Here is an 18,211-nt window from a genome sequence, read left to right on the forward strand (position 1 = left end):
TCCGCGACCTGGACGTGCAGGGCCTGGTCGGTCACCTGACCGGGGTCGAGGACGACGTGCGCCGCTGCCTGGCGGGCGATCCGGCGGTCAGCCTGGCCGGGCACGTGGAGTCCACCCAGGCCGCCGCGGTCAGCCGCACGCTGGCGCTGGTCGCGGCCCGCGGCCACGACAGCCACGATGGCCTCGACACCTGCGTCGCGCTGCACGGCATGCAGCTGCCGCTGCGCGCGCTGCTCGTCGTCCGGGCGTTCGAGCTGTGGGTGCACGAGAACGACATCCGGCTGGCGGCCAGCCTGCCGTGCGCGGTTCCCGGCCCGTCGGTGCTCAGCCTGATGACCAGGCTGGCCGCCACGTTGCTGCCTGGTGCGGCGGTGCGCGCCGGAGTGCCGGGGCCCGGGCGGCTGCACCTGGTGCTGACCGGGCCAGGCGGCGGCACCTGGGACCTGGAGTGGGACCCCGAGCGGGACCCGGAGGCAGCCAGTGCCGCCCGCTCCGGTCCAGCGGGGGTGAGCATCGTCGCCGACGCGGTCGGCTTCTGCCGCCTGGTCTCGGACCGGATGACACCGGCCGAACTGGCCCCGTACATCACCGGCGACCGCGACCAGGCCGCCGGGGTGCTGACGGCCGCCGCGACGCTGGCGCTCGACTGACCAGAAATTCTCGCTTCCGCCGGGTGATCTGTGTCCGGGACCGGCGGCGTATATATCGCAGAGGCGCCGGGGGGGCGCGAAACTCACGAGAGGGGCCTGACGCATGAGCGTTCTCGTCATCGCAAAGATCGCAGGGGACACCGCCAAATTCCGCCAGTCGCTGACCGACCGGGCGGCTGAGTACGAGAAGATCTCCGCCGACGCCCGCGCCAAGGGCGGAATCCGCCACCGCTTCGGGGTCGGCGACGGCACCGTCGTCATCGTCGACGAGTGGGAGACTGCCGAACAGTTCCAGCAGTTCTTCTCCGCTCCCGAACTCCAGGCCTTCGTCGCGTCGGTCGGCGGCGACACCAGCAGCCCGCCGGACGTCACCGTGTCCGAGGCTGTTCCCTCATCCAGCGACTACTAGCGCCGCGCCGGACGGCGGCGGGGCTGCCTACGCTGGTGTCATGCCCGCTGAAGAAGCCGCGCCGCTCGCCGGCCTGCGCGTCCTGGAGATCTCCTCGTTCGTGGCGGCGCCGCTCGGCGGCATGACGCTCGCCCAGCTCGGCGCCGACGTGATCAGGATCGACCCTATCGGGGGCGCCGCGGACGTCACCAGGTGGCCGCTAGCCCCGACCGGCAAGTCCCTGTACTGGGCCGGGCTGAACAAGGGCAAGCGCTCGGTCACCCTCGACTTCCGCGGCCCACGGGGTCGCGAGATCCTCAAGGAACTGGTGGCGGGCTCCGGCCCTGACGGCGGGATCGTGCTCACGAACGCGGGCTTCCCGTGGCTGTCCTACGCGGAGCTCAGCAAGAACCGCCCCGACCTGATCCACCTCCAGATCACTGGGCGGCCCGACGGCGGTCCGGCGGTGGACTACACGGTCAACGCCGCCACCGGCTTCCCGCTGGCGACCGGCCCCGCTGAGCTGCGCGACCCGGTGAACCACGTGCTGCCCGCCTGGGACGTGGCCTGCGGCCTGTACGCGGCGGTCGGCCTGCTCGCCGCGGAGCGGCACCGCCGCCGCACCGGGCAGGGCCGGGCGATCACCCTGCCGCTGGCGGACGTGGCGCTCGCCGTCACCGGCCATCTCGGCTTCCTCGCCGAAGCGTGGCTCACCGGCGACAGCCGTCCCCGCATCGGCAACCATCTGTACGGCGGTTTCGCGAGGGATTTCAGAACGTACGGTGGCGACTCCGTCATGGTCGTGACCCTCACCGCGCGGCACTTCGCGGACCTGGCCCGGGTGACCGGGCTCACCGAGACGTTCGGCGGGCTGGAACAGCCGCTCGGCGCGGACTTCGCCAACGACGCCGACCGGTATGAGCACCGGGAGGTGATCGCCGCGCTGCTCACGCCATGGTTCGCCAGGCACACTCTGGCCGAGGTCGCGGAGGCCTTCGCCGGCACGTCGGTGCTGTGGGAGCGCTACCGCACGTTCGCCGAGCTGGCCGAGGACCCTGCCCTGCTGGCTAGTCCTGTCGTCCGGCTGATCAGCCAGCCGGGGATCGGCGAGGTGCCCGCGACGGGGATCCCGCTCGCCCAGCCGGGGGTCGGCGACATCGCCGCCGCGCCGGAACTCGGCGCCGACACGGCTGCCGTGCTCCGCGAACTGCGAGGAGAATGACCGCATGCGACGGCTCACCGACACCGACGGGCTCACCGAATTCCAGCGCGACATCCTGCGCACCGTCCGCGACTTCGTGGACGCCGAGGTGCTTCCTGTCGCCTCAGAACTCGACCACGCGGACGCCTACCCGGACGGGATCGTGACGCGGCTGAAGGAACTCGGCGTGTTCGGCCTGACGATCGACGAGCAGTACGGCGGGCTCGGTGAGTCCTTGCTCACCTACGCGCTCGTGGTGGAGGAACTCGCCAGGGGCTGGATGTCCCTGTCCGGGATCATCAACACGCACTTCATCGTCGCTTACCTGATCGCCGCGCACGGCACGCAAGAGCAGCAGGACTTCTTCCTGCCCAAGATGGCGACAGGAGAGGTCCGCAGCGCGCTGTCCATGTCAGAACCGGATCTCGGCTCGGACGTCGCCGCGATCCGCACCGCCGCCCGGCGCGACGGCGACGATTACGTCATCAGCGGCCAGAAGATGTGGCTTACCAACGGCGCCACGTCCAGCCTGGTCGCGCTGCTCGCCCGCACCGAGGAGGACGCCGGCCAGCCGCACCGCAACCTCACCGCGTTCCTGATCGAGAAGGCACCAGGGTTCGGCGAGACACGGTCCGGGCTCACCGTGCCCGGCAAGATCCACAAGCTGGGCTACAAGGGCGTGGACACGACAGAGCTGATCCTCGACGACTGCCGGGTGCCCGCGAACCGGGTCCTTGGCGAGGCGCCCGGCAAGGGTTTCTACCAGTTCATGGACGGCATCGAGGTAGGCAGGGTGAACGTGGCGGCGCGCGGCTGCGGGGTGGCCCTGCGCGCCTTCGAGCTGGCGGTGACGTACGCGCGAAGTCGCCGTACGTTCGGAAAAATCATCGGAGAGCACCAGGCGATCAGCTTCAAGCTGGCCGAGATGGCAACCAAAGTGACAGCCGCGCACCAGATGATGGTGATGGCGGCGCGGCGCAAGGCGGCGGGCGGCCAGTCCGACGTCGAGGCGGGCATGGCGAAGTACCTCGCCGCGGAGTACTGCAAGGAGGTCGTAGAGGACAGCCTTCGGATCCACGGCGGCTACGGCTACTCGACCGAGCACGAGATCGAGCGGCTGTACAGGGACGCGCCGATGCTGCTGATCGGGGAGGGCACCGCCGAGATCCAGAAGATGATCATCGGGCGTCGACTTGTGCGCGATTACCCTGCAGGCGCTTAGAAAAAGTTGCGGATCAGTTAATATTTGTGGCCATTGTGGCGTCATCTGCTCGATGCGTCTATAACCGGCATAGCTGACCTTGTTTCCCGCGACGGAAGGTTCTGCATGCCAAAGCTCCCTCGCCCGCTCCGGCTAGGCGGCGCGGTCCTGCTCGGGCTCGCGACAATCGCCCTCACCGGCTCGCTCACCAGCGCCAACGCGGCGACCGCGGCTTCACCACCTGCCGCATCCTCGCTTTCCACCCTCCGCAATAGCTTGCCGGCCACGACTGACCCGCAGACCGGGAGCTACTCCGCACCCAGCATGACCGTCGAGGTCGCGCTGGCACCGCAGAACCAGGCCGGACTGAACAGCGCACTGCAGGCCATCTATACCGAAGGCAGCAGCCAGTACCACCAGTTCCTGTCCGCCGGGCAATTCGACGCGCAGTACACGCCAAGCGCCGCCGAGCGCGCTTCGGTCGCCTCGTACCTGGCGGGCGCGGGCCTGACGGTCGCCTCGACCAGCTCGCCGTTCCTGCTCAGCGTCACCGGGTCGAGCACGAAGATCACGGCCGCCTTCCACACGAGCCTCAGCAACTACGTCGACCCGCGCGGCATCCGCTACTTCCAGAACTCGCGGACGCTGCAGGTGCCGACGTCGATCGTGAGCGACATCCAGGGCGTGGTCGGCCTGACCAACACGGTGCGCGAGCACTCGGGAGTCGTCAAGCCGCTCGCCGGGAAGGGGGCGGCCAGTTCCTCTGCCGCCGCGTCGGCCAGCTGCGAGACCCCCTACGTGACCGTCAAGCAGCTCTTCACCTTCGTCAACAAGGGGACCAACTTCCCGGTCGGTTACGGCGGCGGCCCCGACTGCGTCGGGCTCACCCCGTCGCAGACCAACTCCATGTACGACGCGCCGGCTGCCAGCCCGGCAACCCAGGGCTCGCACGTCAACGCAGCGGTGTTCGAGCTGTCCGCCTACCTGGCTTCGGACGTCAACACCTGGGCGAGCACGTTCTACGGCCCCAGCTACTCGGCGAAGCTGAGCAACGTCAACGTGGACGGCGGCCCGCTGAACCCGATCTGCCCGGCCGGCGACAGCTGCCCGCCGGCGTTCGAGAGTTACGCGGGCGACATCGAGGTAGTGGCCGACATCGAGAACACGCTGGCCGTCGCCAAGGACTCCCACGTGATCGTGTACAACGCGCCGAACGACGAGACCGGCCAGACCGAGCTCGACGAGTACACGGCGATCGCCAACCAGGACAGGGCGGACACGGTCAGCTCTAGCTGGGGCGTCTGCGAGAACGACGTCACGGCCGGCTATGTCCAGGCGGAGAACACCATCTTCGAGCAGATGGCGTTCCAGGGCCAGAGCGTGTTCAGCTCCTCGGGCGACACCGGGGCGTTCGGCTGCATCCGCAGCGACGGCACCACGATCGTGGACCAGGGCGACCCGTCGTCCCAGCCGTGGGTGACCAGCGTCGGCGGTACCTCGTTCGAAAGCGACAACCCGGGCACCAACCCGAACCCAGGGCCGCCGGCCACCGGCGCCGAGACGGTCTGGAACGTCCACAACCTGTGCAGTGACGCGCCGGCCGCCCCGAGCAACGACAAGCAGGGCGGTTTCTTCTGGTGCGCGGAGACGGGCGCCAGCGGCGGCGGCTCCAGCCAGTACTGGGGCCGGCCGTTCTACCAGGTGGGACCGGGCGTGAACAACCCGTACGTCACGTACGGCAACGGCACGACGAACTGCTCGCTCGCCGCGACGGGGACTCCGTGCCGCCAGGTGCCTGACATCTCCGCCGACGCGGACCCGTACACCGGGTACGCCGAGTACTGCACCGGCAGCGCGGCTACGGTCAACAGCGTGTGTGCCACGATCGGCAGCGGAGGCGGCTGGTTCGGGATCGGCGGCACCAGCCTGTCCTCGCCGCTGTGGGCCGCGGTGACCGCGGACAGGGACAGCTACCGGGGGCACCGGACCGGGAACATCAACCCGCTCCTGTACTTCTGGCAGCTCACCAACCCGTCGAAGTACTTCACCGACATCACCGGGCAAGGTCCGCTACAGCGGGCCGCCACCAACAACGGCCTGTTCCCGACCACACCCGGCTACGACGAGGCGACCGGCATCGGCACGCCGAAGTTCGCCGGGATCATCACCGGCTGACCTGCTAGGCCCGAAGGGCGCGAGGCGGAACCTTCTGCCTGGCGCCCTTCGGCGTCCCGGGGAACTCTTAAGCGGCCGCGGCCCGCGGGACGTCCAGGTATCTGACGTCCCCGGCGACCCCGGCCAGGGCCCTCGACAGGCTGTCCCTGCGGCTCACCACGGTGACCCGGACGTCGCGCGCCGCCAGATTCGCCGCGGCCTGGCTGAACACGCCGTCGCCCGACCCGATCACCACGTGCGTGAACCGCGCGGCGACGTCCTCGTGCTGCAGCACGTCGAGGAGTTCCAGGTCGGCGCCGTTCGGGCCGGACCTGACCCGGTACCTGGCGCTCGGCCAGCCGAGCGCCGCGTTCAGGAAGGCCAGATGGCTGGCGGCCATCACCACCTGATCGTCGGCGCCGAAACCGAGCCTGGCCACGTACAGCCCCTGCACCTCGGTGACCTGATCCCGGCTAGGCAGCGCGGCGCCCGCGAGGTTTTCTATGTCGACAAGGTGCAGCGTGCGCGCGGGGAACCACTGTCTGGAGCGCCTGACCGCCACCGTGTGGGCCGGCCGCTGGATCCTGGGCATCGCTCGCACACCAACACCTCCCGCGTCATCACCGCACAGGTCATCGCCGCACAGATAGAGAGGTACCCATGGTGTCCATGCGGCAATCGCATGGCTTCCATGCTTTGTGGCCATGGTCTCCGGGTACAGTCCGCTGTGTGAGCGTGCCTGTCGTCAGGGATGAGCTGGTCACGACCCTGGAGGAAAGCCTGCGCGTCGCGCGACAGCTGGCGGACGACGCCCGCGACGACGACGTGCCGGTCGCGGAGCTAGTCGCGCAGGCCACCATGCTCGGACGGCTCGACGAGCGCAGGGAAGAGCTGATCGACCAGCTGCGCCGCACGGCAAGCGCGGGAATGCGGGCGACCCAGCCGGGACCGCCGATCCGCGAGGTCGTCCTCGCCGCGCTCGACGAACTCGGCTGGCCGCAGAACGCCGGGTTCCTCGAGGAGTACCTGTGGGCCAAGCGCCAGCTGCAACTGGACAGCCGGGCGTTCGCGCCGCTGCGCAGGGACGAACGGCGGGCGTGGCAGCGCACCCCTGGCGGCCGCGCCGCCTACATCGTCCCCGCGCTCAACCCGGACGGCACGGCCAATCCGCGCTGGCTGAGCAGCTCCGCGTGGGACCTGGACCGGCGGGTGATCGCCTCGCCGCAAACCGAGCGCCTGCTGGACTTGCAGAAGATCGCCGCGCTTCGCGTCCGCGGTTCCCGCGGCCCGCTGGGCACGCTGCTCGAACGGTACGCCCAGGAGATCCTGGAGATCGACCCGCCGCCGAGCTCCGCGACCGCCGCGCAGACCGCCGCGTGGCGCGCCCACGTCCGGGCGCACACGACGGCACTGATCTGGCAGATCCGCGAGCGGGATGACCCGCACCGGCAGCGCGTCGCCCGGCGGCTGGCGCGGCTGCCCGGCCACGATCAGCTCTGGGGCCAGGAGTGGGCGCAGCGGCAGGGGTAACCGCTCGTACCTCGGGTCAGCCGGAATGGCGAGTCAGGAACGCCAGCGTCCTCGCGTTGAACTCCGCGACGTTCTCGTAGATGGGGGCGTGCGCGCAGTCCTCGAAGACGACCAGCTCCGTGTCCCTGATCCCCTCGGTAAGCGGCCCGGCGAACCGGGTCGAAGTGCACATGTCGTGCCGCCCGAACGTGATCTGCGTCGGCGCCTGGATCAGGCCGAGCACTCCTGTCGCGTCGTGCGAGAGCACGGCACCCGACTGGCGCAGGAGCGCGTCCACCGGCGGCATCGGCCGGCTGCGCACGAAGTCGGCGAGCGAGTCGATGTACTCCGGCTTGGCCGCGTAAAGCTCGGGGGTGAAGCAGAACGGGAAGACGCCCTGGATGACCATGTCGGTGACGCTGTCGAGCGCTTTCGCCATGGTCCGCCAGCCCTCCACGACGACCCGCAGGTACGGGTCGGTCGCGGTCCACGCGCTGTGCAGCGACAGGGACTTCACGAGCGACGGGTACTTGGCAGCGAGCCACGTGCCGACCGCTGCGCCGAGGGAGAGCCCGCTGACGTGCGCGCTGGTGATGCCGACGGCCCGCATGAACTCCGCGACGTCGGCGGCGAACAGCTCGGTCGTGTAGACGCCGTCCGGCTTCCCCGACAGGCCCGCGCCGCGGAGGTCGACGGTGTAGCAGGTGAACTGCCTGGCGTAGTCAGCCACCTGGAACGCGTAGCAGGCCTGGTCGGCCGCGAGATAAGGGATGAGGACGAGCGGTTCGCCTTCGCCCTGGACCTCGTAGTAGATCTCGATGTTGTTGGCCTGCACGACCGGCATCGTCGCCTCCCGGGATAAGTATTACGTAAGCCGGCGCTCCGCGGCCCAGCGGGTGAGCTGGTGCCGGGAGGAGAGCTGCAGCTTGCGCAGCACCGACGAGACGTGGCTTTCCACCGTCTTGACGGAGATGTACAGCTCGCGGGCGATCTCCTTGTAGGTGTAGCCCTGGGCGATCAGCCGGAGCACCTCGCGTTCGCGGCTGGTCAGCTGGTCGAGTTCGGGGTCGAAGGACGGTTTCACGTCCGCTGACGGCGCGGCGGCGAACGCGTCGAGCACGAACCCGGCCAGCCGGTGTGAGAACACGGCGTCGCCGTCGGCCACCCGCTGGATGGCGTCGGCCAGGTCGGCGGTGCTGATCGTCTTCGTGACGTATCCGCGGGCACCCGCCCTGATCACCCCGATCACGTCTTCCGGCGCGTCCGAGGCGGACAGCGCGAGGAAGCGCACCTCGGGGTGCTCCTTCTTGACCGCGGTGATGACCGCCTGGCCGCCGCCGCCTGGCAGGTGGACGTCGAGCAGCACCACGTCGGGGAGGAGCCGGTCGATCACCTCGATCGCCGGGCCCACGTCATCCGCCTCGCCCACCACCTCTACCCGGTGGCCGATCTCGGCGCGGACCCCCGAGCGGAACAGGCTGTGATCGTCGACGAGCACGACACGCGGCAGCGTCCGGGCCTGGGTATTCATCGCCTGCCTCCTCCCTTCGCCTCAGCGGACGCGGCGGACCGCGGCATCGTCAAGGTCACCTTCGTCCCTTCTCCCACGGCGGACTGCACTGCCGCCGAGCCGCCGTGGCGGGTCATCCGGCCATGGACCGACTGAGCCAGGCCCTTGCGGTCGCCAGGTACGGCGTCCGGGTCGAAGCCCTTGCCACGGTCTCTGACCGCCACTTCCACCTGCTTCGGCTCGACCTCGGCATAGACCGAGATCACGCCGGCGCCGGACCACTTCGCGGCGTTGACAGTCGCCTCGCGTGCGGCCGCGAGCAGCGCGTTCAGGTCGTCGTCGAGCGGGCAGTCGCCGACGGTCACCACCTCGACAGGCACCCCGTGCCTGGCCTCGACGTCCCGCTGGATCTGCCTGACGCCCTCGCCGACCGTTGTCGCGTCCCCGTCGCCGAGGGTCCGCCCCTCGAACAGCCAGGAGCGCAGCTCCCGTTCCTGCGCCCTGGCGAGCTGGACGACCTGCTGGGGATCGTCGGCGCGACGCTGAATGAGCGCGAGCGTCTGCAGCACCGAGTCGTGCACGCGGGCGGAGATGTCGGCCCGCTCTTCCGCCCTGGCCCTCGCCGACCGTTCCAGCACCAGGTCCCTGGCGATGCGCAGCCACCACGGCCCGAGCAGCACCACGATCCCGGCGGTCACGAAGATCACGCCGGCCAGGGGCCGCAGCAGGGCGACGCTCTCATGCGACGTCAGCAGCCAGCCGAACCCGGCCCCCAGCAACACGACCGCCGCGACGAGCCGCCACCCCAGGCCGCGCCGCATGCCCTGGCCGCCACCGATGCTTTCCAGCGGCTCGACTAGGTGCCGCATCACCGCTTGCTCGCTATCGGACGCGTTCCGCCAGATGAGTACCAGCAAGACCACGCTGGGGACCTGCTGCCAGCCGTAGGTGTTGATCAGCCCGGCGTTGAGCACGCTGGCAAGGCCCAGCACGACGCACAGCAGCGAGGCCAGCGCGATGGCCAGGGCGATGCCGCGGGAATCGTGCCGCGCCCTGCTCCCGATGCTGGCCTCCGCGCCCCTGGCCGGGATCAGCAGCCAGCCGCCGAGGTAGAACGGGATCGTCCAGCCTTGCGAGATCAGCGTTATGACCACGAACACGATGCGCACGGTGGTCGGGCTGAAACCGCGCCAGGCGGCGACGCCGCCCGCGACCCCGCCCGCGAGGCGGTCTTCCGGGTCGCGCCGCAATGGCTCGCCATTACCGCGGTTCCGCCACCGCTCCGCCCGCCGGTGCCAGTGCGGAGGGCCGCGGAACCCGTTCGGCGGCCACGCCTGCTCGGTCGGTTCGGTCGGTTCGGTCCGTTGGTGCACCCCCCCATCATCGCCCGTTTTCCCTCATCCCGGCCATCGGGTCTTTCCCTGATATGCCCCTAGGCTGGCGGGGGTGGCTCAGGGTCGAGCCAGGGCTGTTCCGGATACCGCGCCGACGGCGAGGAAGGCACTCTTGAGGCATGGATACTTCAACCGCTAACACCGACTCGGAGCCGACGGTCCCCGCCGGCCGCCCGCCACTCCGCCGCGCCTACCACGGGCGCATGCTCGCCGGCGTTGCCGCCGGCCTCGCCGACTACCTCAACGTGGACGTCACCATCGTGCGCGTGGCCTTCGTCGTCTCCACCTTCTTCGGCGGCGCCGGCATCGCGGCCTACCTGGCCTGCCTGCTGCTCATCCCCGAGGAAGGCACCGACGAGTCCATCGCGAGCTCGCTGCTCGACTCCATTCAGCACGGATCACGCTAGAAGGGCCGCGACATGTCTCCCACATCCACCCAGCAGTGGTCGCGCCGCATCCGCTACTCCGACCAGCACCTGCGGGTCTCCGACGCCGAGCGCAACGCTGTCGCCGAGCGGCTCGGGACGCACTACAGCGACGGCAGGCTCGACCAGGCCGAGTTCGACGAGCGCGTCGGCAGGGCGATGGCGGCGAAGACCCGCGGCGACCTAGACGGCTTGTTCGACGACCTGCCGGACCCTGAGTCCGCGGGGGCCTCAAGGAACGCCAGGCCAGGCGACCCCGCGGTCCCGTCCCGACGCCGCCGCAGCGGATTCGGCCGGATACTCCTGCTGGTCGTGCTGGCTATCGTGGCGCTGTCCGTCATCTCGCACGTCCTGACCGCATTCGCCTTCGGCGTCCCGTGGTTCTGGATCGCCGCGCTCGTCGCGGTCGTCCTGCTGGTCAATAGGTCCGCCCACCATCGCCACGACCGCTGAGCCATGCGGGCGGGCGCCCACAACCGCATACGGGGAGAATGGCCCATTCAGCCGCCTGCAACCGGATGAATGGGCCATTCAGCTGTGCGGGCAGCTTTTCCTCGGTCCCGATCGCCTTGCTATTCGACGGAGATCCCTATCGGGGTACTGGCTGCCAAGCCGAGGTCACGCATGGCCTTGCGGTAGGCGACGGCGACCGCGTCGAAGCGCAGGTGAAGCTCGGCGGCCAGGTCGAACGGCACGCGCTCGGGTCGCTGCGACTCGACGACAACCTGATCCTGGCCGAAGATAGTGTCTTCGAATTCGCGGATCACCTGGTCCGGCTGGCCGGTGTTGTAGTTGCGGCCGATGACCACGTAGCCCGCGCAGCGATCGGCGGCAGCCGGCTGCGAGGCGAAGAAATAAACCATGCCGCGTTGTCCGCCCCAGCCGAGCCGCAGCACGATCGTGTAGGGCAGGTGCAGTTCGTAGCGGCTGCGCCGTTCCGGCGGCCCGGCCTGCTCATTGCCGAATACTGGGAAGTCTTCGCTGTTGGGTACCTCGGGACGGACAATCTCGTACCGAAGCACGTGGCCGTCAGCGCGCACCTGGTGTGAGGGGACCACCGGCCGTTCGGGGTCGCCGAGCAGCCCCGGGTGCACCCAGGGGAAGTGCCCGAAGTCGGTGAAGTTCTCCACCTGCCGCGCCGCGTCGCAGCGCCACCGGTACGGCCCGGCCGGAACAACCGTCCACTCGCCGTTTTCCAGTTCCGGGACCTCAGGCAGCGGCCACCGCGGCTCCTCCAGCGCTACCCAGATCAGCCCGTACCGCTCCTGCGCGCGGAATGCCCGGACCCGGGCCTTGGCCGGGACCGCCGCCGGGTCCTCCTTCTGCGGGATCGCCACGCACCGGCCGTCAGCGCCGTACCGCCAGCCGTGGTACGGGCAAACCAGCTCGTCGCCCCGCACCCAGCCCAATGACAACGCGGTGCCGCGGTGCACGCACAGATCAGACATCACCCGCGGCGCGCCGCCGGGCCCGCGCCAGACCACCAGCGGCTCACCGAGCAGGTCGGCGTGCACAGGACGCTGAGCGACCTCACCGGCGAACGCGACAGGATGCCAGCACGCGCGCTGGGCGGCCAGGTCCGCAAACACTCCCGGTGAATTCATCCCCACCCCAGACATTATTTCAGGTGGGAGAGCCGGTCCAGGTTACGCTTCCGCGGAAACGCCGGCGGCAGCGTATTCCGGGCTCTTCTGGCGGGCGGGGAAGGTCAGGGTTACGCGCAGGCCGTGGGGGGAGACCGGCGCCGCCGTGGCAGCGCCGCCGTGGGCGGCGGCGATCTCCGCGGCGATCGCCAGGCCGAGGCCGGAACCTGGCGGCGGGGCCGACCGGGGCGCCCGGGTATCGGCGGCGCGATAGAAGCGCTCGAAGATGTGCGGCAGCTTGTCCGGCGGCACGCCGGGGCCGTCGTCGCGCACCTCGATCCTCACCTCATCGGGGTCACCGGACGCGGTGATGGTCGCCGCGGTGTCCGCCGTGGTGTGCGCCAGGACGTTGGTGAGCAGATTGTCCACCGCGCGGCGGAGCAGTTCCTCATCTCCGGTCGCCGCCAGGCCGCCGGCCACGCTGACGCGCCAGGTCCTTGCCGGGTCGGCGATCCGCACCCGCTCGGCGCACGCGTTGACCAGGGCGGTGACATCCACAGGCTCGCTGCTCTGCCCGGGATGCTGGCCGAGCCGGGCCAGCCGCAGCATGTCGTCGACGAGCTGGCCCATGCGCCTGGTCTCGAGCGTGATCCTGCGCATCACCTCGTCGACCTGGTCCTGGCCGGTCAGCGCGCCCTGCTGGTAGAGCTCGGCGTTGGCGCGCAGCGAGGCCAGCGGCGTGCGCAGCTCGTGACTAGCGTCGGCGAAGAACCGGCGCATCTGGTGCTGGCTTGCCTCCCGCTCGAGCACGCCGGTCTCGATGCGAGCCAGCATCCCGTTGAGGGCGGCGCCGAGCCTGCCGACCTCGCTGCGCGGGCTCTGCGGGGTCACCCGCTCGGTCAGGTCGCCCGCCGTGATCCGGTCGGCCTGCCTGGCCATCGACTCGATCGGGCGCAGCCCGCGCCGCAGCACGAGAAAGACGCCGAGGCCGATCAGCAGAACCACGGCGATCGAGCCGACCCCGATGATTCGTTCCACCCGGTCCATCGTGGAATCGACCTGGTTCAGGCTGGCACCCGCGACAAGCTTGCCGCCGACGACCTGGATGTCGTTGACCCGGATCGGCTGCCGCCCGTGCTGGCTGAGCACGGTCCGCGGACCCGGCTTCGCGACCAGCCTGGTGACGTTCGCCGGCAGGGCCAGCTGCTCGCCGGCCGGACCGTTCGCGCCGACCTCCAGCTGAACCGGCTTACCGCCCCGCGGGAAGAAGGTGATGCTGAACTCGCCGAGGAGCGACCGCACCGGTCGCGACGACGCGCCGGGCCTGGGCAGATAACCGGGCACGAGCGACGGCAGCTGTATCCGCGTCATGGCGAGCGTCACCTGAAGGTTCTTGTCGGTCTGTCCGAGCAGGTAGCGGCGCATAGTGGCGACCGCGCCGACGTCGAACGCGGCGATGGCCACGAGCATGACGACCACGACGCCGGCCATCACGCGCAGCCGGAGCTGCGCGCGCCACAGCCGCCGCAGCAGCGCGCTAGGCCTCATCGTCATCCTCCTCGCGGGGGAGCCGCAGGCTGTACCCGACGGCGCGCTGGGTGTGGATCAGGTCCTGGCCGGCGATCGCAAGCTTGCGCCGCAGGTAGGCCACGTAAGTGGACACCACAGTGCTCGAGCCGCCGAAGTCGTAGTCCCACACGTGCTCGAGGAGCTGGACCCTGCTCAGCACCCGGCCCGGGTAGAGCATGAAGTAGCGCAGCAACCGGAACTCCGTCGGGGACAGCTCGATCAGCCGACCGCCGCGGCGCACCTCATAGGTGTCCTGGTCAAGCGTGAGGTCCGCGAACTCCAGGACCGCGCTGACGGGCGCCGGGCGGGTGCGGCGCAGCACGGTGCGGACCCGGGCAGCGAGCTCTTCGAGCCCGAACGGCTTGGTCATGTAGTCGTCGCCGCCGATGGTCAGCCCGGTGACCTTGTCGTCCTTGGCGTCCTTAGCGGTCAGGAAGATTACCGGGACCCTGTTCCCGTCCCTGCGCAGCCGGCGGACGATCTCGAACCCGTCCAGGTCCGGCAGCATCACGTCCAGGATCACCAGGTCGAAGCGCTGACCGCGGGCGAGGCGCAGCGCGTCCGTTCCGTTCTCCGCGGCGGTCACCCCGAAGCCAAGGAAGCGCAGCGACGCCGCCACGGCGTCCCGCAGGAACGGCTCGTCGTCGACCACGAGCAGATCCGCGGCGTCGTCGGATGTCATCGCGCCAGCCCAGCACCGCCAAGTGAACAGAGTGTGGGAGAAACCTCCAAGTTCTATGTGAACCGCCAGGGAGCCAGAGCGAGAGCAGCACGGCGAGCGCGGAGAATCCGGTGGCCCACCAGAACGCGATGTCGAAGCCGGTGGCGAGATTCCCGTGCCGGGCGGTGATGGCGCCGGACAGGACCACGGCGAGGACCGCGGTGCCGAACGAGCCGCCGAGTTGCTGGGCGATCCTGGTGACCACGCTCGAGTGGGCGATCTGCTGCTTGTCGAGGCCGAGAAAGGCGACGGCCATCACGGGGATAGTGACGGCGCCGAGGCCGAAGCCGCGGATGACCAGGCAGAGCGCGAGCAGCCACGCGGAGGTGTGCGGCCCGGCGAGGGCGAAGGGAACGGTCGAGGCGGCGACGATGAGGAAGCCGGCGACAGCGACCGGGCGCGCGCCGATCTTGTCGGTGAGCCGGCCGGCCAGGCCGCGCGAGAGCAAGGCCCCGACGCCCTGCGGGACGAGCATGATGCCGGCCGTCAAAGGTGAGACGCCGCGCACCTCCTGGTAGTAGAGCGGCAGCAAGAGCATCGCGCCATACAGCGAGAACCCCGAGAAGAACAACACCGCCGACGCCGAGGCGACCGGCCTGCGGGCGAGCACCCTGACGTCGACGAGCGGCTGCCCGTGCCGCCTGGCCAGGCGCAGCGCGTGTGCGGTGAAGGCGGCGGTAAGCGCCACACCGATCGCGAGCGGGATGATGACATCGGGGTGGGCGAAGCCGTCAGCGCCGGCGTTGCTCAGCCCGAGGATGACCGCCGCGACGCCTGGGGCGAGCAGAGCGAGGCCCGCCAGGTCCAGGCGCGGCCGTGGCGTTCCTGGGCCTGGCTTGTCTGCCGGCATGAACCGCGCGGCGAGGATGAGGCCTGCCGCGCAGAACGGCACGTTCACCCAGAACATGAACCGCCAGCTGAGGTGGGTGAGAATCGCCCCGCCGATGAGCGGGCCGAGGATCGGGCCGAGCAGGGCGGGCAGGGCGATGATGGTGACGGTTCTCCCCAGCGCCCTGCCGCCCGCCGCCTGCATAATCAAGGTGGTCAGCAGCGGGAACATGATGCCGCCGCCGGCGCCCTGCACCACCCGCCAGGCGATGAGCGAGCCGACGTTCCACGCCAGGCTGGAACCGATTGAGCCGATGAGGAAGACCGTGAGCGCGGCCAGCCACAGCCGCTTGCCGCCGAAGCGCCGCAGCCCCCACGTGGAGAGCGGCACCGCGATGGCGAGCGCGAGCAGATAGCCGGTCGTCACCCACTGGATGGTCGGCACGGACGCGTGCAACTGCGTGGCGAGGGTGTGCAGCGCCACGCTGACGATGGTCGTGTCGAAGATGACCGCAAGGAAGCCGACGACAAGGATCAGCGCCCTCTTGAGAACCTCCGGGTCGATCCTGTCCTGGTCCGGTGCCGTTGTCGCCATGGCCAACCTTCGCAAATAAGAGATGAGTTAATCTCTTATCGAGAGTAGACAACCGAAATAAGGAATGCAAGCATCTCTTATTGGGGGTTGGTTATCCTGATGGGCGTGACTGATCAGCCGCACCGGCAGCGGCGGCGCGGCGAGGAGCTCGAAGCAGCGCTGCTCGCGGCCGCCTGGGACGAGCTGGTCGAGGCCGGATTTCACCGGCTGACCATGGAGTCCGTCGCGGCCCGCGCCAGGACCGGGGTCGCGGTGCTGTACCGGCGCTGGCCGCGCAAGGACGACCTCGTGATCGCCGCGATCGCCTACTACGGCAGGACGCACCCCGTGGAGATCCCGGACACCGGGAGCCTGCGCGGCGACATGCTCGCGCTGCTCGGCAGCGTCAACGACGCGCGGTCATCGTTCACTGCCGTGGTCACCGCGGCCTTCACCGGCCTGCTGGCCAGCACGGGCCTCAGCCCGGCGGACGTCCGCGCCAGGCTGCTCGGCGACCGGCCGATGTGGTCCCATGACATCTTCCGGCGCGCGCATGAGCGAGGTGAGCTCGACCTGGACAAGGTTCCCCCCGCCGTCTTGTCGATGCCGTTCGACCTGATGCGCCATGATCTGCTCATGACGCTCAAGCCAGTGCCGGCGGAACGGCTCGCGTCGATTGTCGACGAACTGTTCCTCCCCCTCGTCGCCGCCTACCGCGGCACCGTACGATCGGGCGCATGATCGTACCGCTCGCCGCCCGGTGGGTCGCGGCGGTGTGTGGCATATTGGTGCTGCTCACCGCCTGGAGCAGCGTGATCGGCACGCTGATAGTGCCCAGGCCGGTCGGCTCCTGGCTGACCCGCGGGGTGGACCGGGTGGTCGTCGCCACCTACCGGCTCGTAAAACGGCACTTCCGCAACTACCAAAGCAGGGACCGGCTTCTCGCCACCCAGGCGGCGACCATCCTGATAACGCAGCTCCTGGGCTGGCTGGCGCTCATCTTCATCGGCTACACATTGCTGCTGTGGCCGATGTCCAGCCGAGGCATCGCGTCCGCTTTCATCGACGCGGGCTCGTCCATCTTCACGCTCGGCTTCGCCGAGCCGTCGGGTACGGCACCGGCCGTGTTCGTCTTCCTCGCCGCCGGCTCCGGGCTGGTCATCGTGGCGCTCCAGATCGGCTACCTGCCGACGCTGTACAACGCGTTCAACCGGCGGGAGACCGAGGTCACGCTGCTTAACGCGCGGGGCGGCTTCCCCGCCTGGGGACCGGAACTGCTCGCGCGCACCCACTACGCGCTCGGCACGGGCGTTTCGACGCTCAACACGCTGCCCGAGCTGTACATGAACTGGGAACGCTGGGCCGCGGACGTCGCGGAAAGCCACAGCACGTACCTGCCGCTCGTCAGGTTCCGCTCGCCGCTCGGTCTCTCCTCCTGGGTAACCTCCCTGCTCTCGGTGCTCGACTCCGCGGCGCTCATCCTCGCGCTCGCCCCGGAAGAAGCGCCGACCGTGCAGGCCAGGCTCTGCCTGCGCGGCGGGTTCCAGTGCTTCCGCCGCATCGCGCGGGCGATGGGCTTCGAAGTGCCGGACGAGGCCAACCCGGACGCGGGGATCACGCTGACCTTCGAGGAGTTCCTTGACGCTGTGGCGCGGTTGAACGACGTCGGCTTCAAGATAAGCCGCGACCCAGCCGACGCATGGCCAGACTTCGTGGGCTGGCGGGTCAACTACGAGCAAGCGGCCTACCAGATCGCGGAGGCCATCGACGCGGTGCCCGCGCTGTGGTCGGGACCTCGCCACCACACGGTGAAACCGATTCCACCGATCCGGCCGCCCCTCGGCCGGCCGCGCGGCTCGACTCCCCAGAGCACGTAAATGACTTGTCATTAATTCCCTGGCTATGCTGGGGCGCATGACCGGTATGTGGCTCACCGCGGACGAACAGCGGACGTGGCGCACCTACCTGCGGCTGAACTCGCTGCTGCTGGCGCGGCTTAACCGCCAGCTGCAGCAGGACTCCGGGCTCACCTTGCCGGAGTACGAGGTACTCGTGCAGCTCAGCGAGGCGCCGCAGCAGCAGCGCCGCCCGTTCCAGATCTGCGAGGCGCTGAACTGGGAGCAGAGCCGCCTGTCCCATCAGCTGACCCGCATGCAGCATCGCGGGCTTGTCGCCAGGGAAGAGTGCGAGGCCGATGGCAGGGGGGCGTTCGTGGTGCTGACGGCGGCCGGGGCCAACGCCATCCGGTCAGCCGCTCCCGGGCACGTGGCGGCCGTCCGGCGCCTGGTCTTCGATCGCCTTGGCGACGATCAGCGCGCTGCGTTCGAGCAGGCCTGCACCGCCATCATCGACGCGCTGGCGGAGTTAGGGGTTCGAGCCGCTGCCGGGGGGATCGCCCTGGCCGTTGCCGGCCGGGCCGTTGCTGACTGTGCCACTGCCCGGGCCGTTCCGGCTGTTCGCGGGGGCGCCCGCCTGCTGCCCGAGGTCACCGTTGTCCTGGTTTC

The 18,211-nt window shown here is 69.8% G+C and carries 18 protein-coding genes and 1 pseudogene; 11 read left to right on the forward strand and 8 right to left on the reverse strand.

All coding sequences use genetic code 11. The annotated features are described in order from the left end of the window. The 5 genes from WA805_RS04065 to WA805_RS04085 form a co-directional block, all read left to right on the forward strand. Positions 1-650, forward strand: a 650-nt coding sequence (locus tag WA805_RS04065; protein ID WP_425241675.1) for a hypothetical protein, incomplete at its 5' end; no start/stop codon positions are given. Between the two features lie 103 nt (positions 651-753). Beyond that, positions 754-1,059: a hypothetical protein gene (locus tag WA805_RS04070; RefSeq protein ID WP_422271690.1), complete on the forward strand. Its 306-nt coding sequence runs from the start codon at positions 754-756 to the stop codon at positions 1,057-1,059. Between the two features lie 40 nt (positions 1,060-1,099). After that, entirely contained in the window at positions 1,100-2,260 is a 1,161-nt protein-coding gene (locus WA805_RS04075; RefSeq protein WP_424561773.1) for a CoA transferase, read from the forward strand. 4 nt (positions 2,261-2,264) lie between these two features. After that, the gene (locus tag WA805_RS04080) at positions 2,265-3,461 is read left to right on the forward strand and encodes an acyl-CoA dehydrogenase family protein (RefSeq protein WP_422282401.1); all 1,197 of its coding nucleotides are present in this window, start codon (positions 2,265-2,267) and stop codon (positions 3,459-3,461) included. Positions 3,462-3,566: 105 nt separating this feature from the next. Further along, a complete protein-coding gene (locus WA805_RS04085) occupies positions 3,567-5,615 on the forward strand; it encodes a S53 family peptidase (RefSeq protein ID WP_422286252.1) in 2,049 nt (682 codons plus the stop codon). A 67-nt stretch (positions 5,616-5,682) separates the two neighbouring features. Here the strand turns inward: WA805_RS04085 and WA805_RS04090 are convergent, their stop codons facing one another. Continuing rightward, a complete protein-coding gene (locus tag WA805_RS04090) occupies positions 5,683-6,195 on the reverse strand; it encodes a hypothetical protein (RefSeq protein WP_422286254.1) in 513 nt (170 codons plus the stop codon). A 128-nt stretch (positions 6,196-6,323) separates the two neighbouring features. On the opposite strand from WA805_RS04090, the gene WA805_RS04095 reads away from it, so the two are divergent. After that, the gene (locus WA805_RS04095) at positions 6,324-7,124 is read left to right on the forward strand and encodes a hypothetical protein (protein ID WP_422326835.1); all 801 of its coding nucleotides are present in this window, start codon (positions 6,324-6,326) and stop codon (positions 7,122-7,124) included. A gap of 16 nt (positions 7,125-7,140) precedes the next feature. On the opposite strand, the gene WA805_RS04100 is transcribed toward WA805_RS04095, so the two are convergent. The 3 genes from WA805_RS04100 to WA805_RS04110 are packed head-to-tail and all read right to left on the reverse strand — an operon-like array spanning position 7,141 to position 9,986. Continuing rightward, entirely contained in the window at positions 7,141-7,947 is an 807-nt protein-coding gene (locus WA805_RS04100; RefSeq protein ID WP_425241676.1) for an alpha/beta fold hydrolase, read from the reverse strand. 21 nt (positions 7,948-7,968) lie between these two features. Continuing rightward, positions 7,969-8,634, reverse strand: a complete 666-nt coding sequence (locus WA805_RS04105; RefSeq protein ID WP_422277990.1) for a LuxR C-terminal-related transcriptional regulator — start codon at positions 8,632-8,634, stop codon at positions 7,969-7,971. Further along, entirely contained in the window at positions 8,631-9,986 is a 1,356-nt protein-coding gene (locus WA805_RS04110) for a PspC domain-containing protein (protein ID WP_422286258.1), read from the reverse strand. Before WA805_RS04110 ends, WA805_RS04105 begins: the two co-directional genes overlap by 4 nt. 140 nt (positions 9,987-10,126) lie before the next feature. Between WA805_RS04110 and WA805_RS04115 the strand changes: the two genes are divergently transcribed. Together WA805_RS04115 and WA805_RS04120 are read left to right on the forward strand one after the other, a co-directional pair. Continuing rightward, positions 10,127-10,414, forward strand: coding sequence for a PspC domain-containing protein (locus WA805_RS04115; protein ID WP_422277986.1), 288 nt, complete (start codon positions 10,127-10,129; stop codon positions 10,412-10,414). A 12-nt stretch (positions 10,415-10,426) separates the two neighbouring features. Then, positions 10,427-10,885, forward strand: coding sequence for a DUF1707 SHOCT-like domain-containing protein (locus tag WA805_RS04120; protein WP_422277984.1), 459 nt, complete (start codon positions 10,427-10,429; stop codon positions 10,883-10,885). 119 nt (positions 10,886-11,004) lie between these two features. Here WA805_RS04120 and WA805_RS04125 read toward each other — a convergent pair whose 3' ends face one another. From WA805_RS04125 to WA805_RS04140, 4 genes and pseudogenes are all read right to left on the reverse strand, one after another. Further along, positions 11,005-12,036 (reverse strand): Rieske 2Fe-2S domain-containing protein, encoded by a 1,032-nt coding sequence (locus tag WA805_RS04125; RefSeq protein WP_425241679.1) that lies wholly within the window; start codon positions 12,034-12,036, stop codon positions 11,005-11,007. Between the two features lie 42 nt (positions 12,037-12,078). Further along, the gene (locus WA805_RS04130; RefSeq protein WP_425241677.1) at positions 12,079-13,563 is read right to left on the reverse strand and encodes a sensor histidine kinase; all 1,485 of its coding nucleotides are present in this window, start codon (positions 13,561-13,563) and stop codon (positions 12,079-12,081) included. Continuing rightward, positions 13,553-14,266 carry a response regulator transcription factor gene (locus WA805_RS04135; protein ID WP_422279454.1) on the reverse strand — a complete coding sequence of 238 codons (714 nt, stop codon included), beginning with the start codon at positions 14,264-14,266 and terminating at the stop codon, positions 13,553-13,555. Before WA805_RS04135 ends, WA805_RS04130 begins: the two co-directional genes overlap by 11 nt. 157 nt (positions 14,267-14,423) lie before the next feature. After that, positions 14,424-15,728 (reverse strand): annotated as a pseudogene (locus WA805_RS04140) (MDR family MFS transporter); the annotation flags it as partial. Between the two features lie 105 nt (positions 15,729-15,833). Here WA805_RS04140 and WA805_RS04145 point away from each other — a divergent pair. From WA805_RS04145 to WA805_RS04155, 3 genes are all read left to right on the forward strand, one after another. Further along, positions 15,834-16,448, forward strand: coding sequence for a TetR/AcrR family transcriptional regulator (locus tag WA805_RS04145; protein WP_422281232.1), 615 nt, complete (start codon positions 15,834-15,836; stop codon positions 16,446-16,448). After that, positions 16,445-17,584 (forward strand): hypothetical protein, encoded by a 1,140-nt coding sequence (locus tag WA805_RS04150; RefSeq protein ID WP_422337713.1) that lies wholly within the window; start codon positions 16,445-16,447, stop codon positions 17,582-17,584. Before WA805_RS04145 ends, WA805_RS04150 begins: the two co-directional genes overlap by 4 nt. Before the next feature lie 37 nt (positions 17,585-17,621). Further along, positions 17,622-18,211: MarR family winged helix-turn-helix transcriptional regulator (locus tag WA805_RS04155; protein ID WP_425241678.1), on the forward strand; the 590-nt coding region annotated here is incomplete at its 3' end.

Source organism: Trebonia sp., assembly GCF_049794275.1.
Classification (GTDB): Bacteria; Actinomycetota; Actinomycetes; order Streptosporangiales; family Streptosporangiaceae; genus Trebonia.

Coding starts and splice junctions, on each gene's coding strand:
- WA805_RS04135 (WP_422279454.1), bottom strand. CDS start 14,266: ATGACATCCGACGACGCCGCGGATCTGCTCGTGGTCGACGACGAGCCG.
- WA805_RS04100 (WP_425241676.1), bottom strand. CDS start 7,947: ATGCCGGTCGTGCAGGCCAACAACATCGAGATCTACTACGAGGTCCAG.
- WA805_RS04070 (WP_422271690.1), top strand. CDS start 754: ATGAGCGTTCTCGTCATCGCAAAGATCGCAGGGGACACCGCCAAATTC.
- WA805_RS04105 (WP_422277990.1), bottom strand. CDS start 8,634: ATGAATACCCAGGCCCGGACGCTGCCGCGTGTCGTGCTCGTCGACGAT.
- WA805_RS04120 (WP_422277984.1), top strand. CDS start 10,427: ATGTCTCCCACATCCACCCAGCAGTGGTCGCGCCGCATCCGCTACTCC.
- WA805_RS04125 (WP_425241679.1), bottom strand. CDS start 12,036: ATGAATTCACCGGGAGTGTTTGCGGACCTGGCCGCCCAGCGCGCGTGC.
- WA805_RS04080 (WP_422282401.1), top strand. CDS start 2,265: ATGCGACGGCTCACCGACACCGACGGGCTCACCGAATTCCAGCGCGAC.
- WA805_RS04130 (WP_425241677.1), bottom strand. CDS start 13,563: ATGAGGCCTAGCGCGCTGCTGCGGCGGCTGTGGCGCGCGCAGCTCCGG.
- WA805_RS04075 (WP_424561773.1), top strand. CDS start 1,100: ATGCCCGCTGAAGAAGCCGCGCCGCTCGCCGGCCTGCGCGTCCTGGAG.
- WA805_RS04115 (WP_422277986.1), top strand. CDS start 10,127: ATGGATACTTCAACCGCTAACACCGACTCGGAGCCGACGGTCCCCGCC.
- WA805_RS04150 (WP_422337713.1), top strand. CDS start 16,445: ATGATCGTACCGCTCGCCGCCCGGTGGGTCGCGGCGGTGTGTGGCATA.
- WA805_RS04085 (WP_422286252.1), top strand. CDS start 3,567: ATGCCAAAGCTCCCTCGCCCGCTCCGGCTAGGCGGCGCGGTCCTGCTC.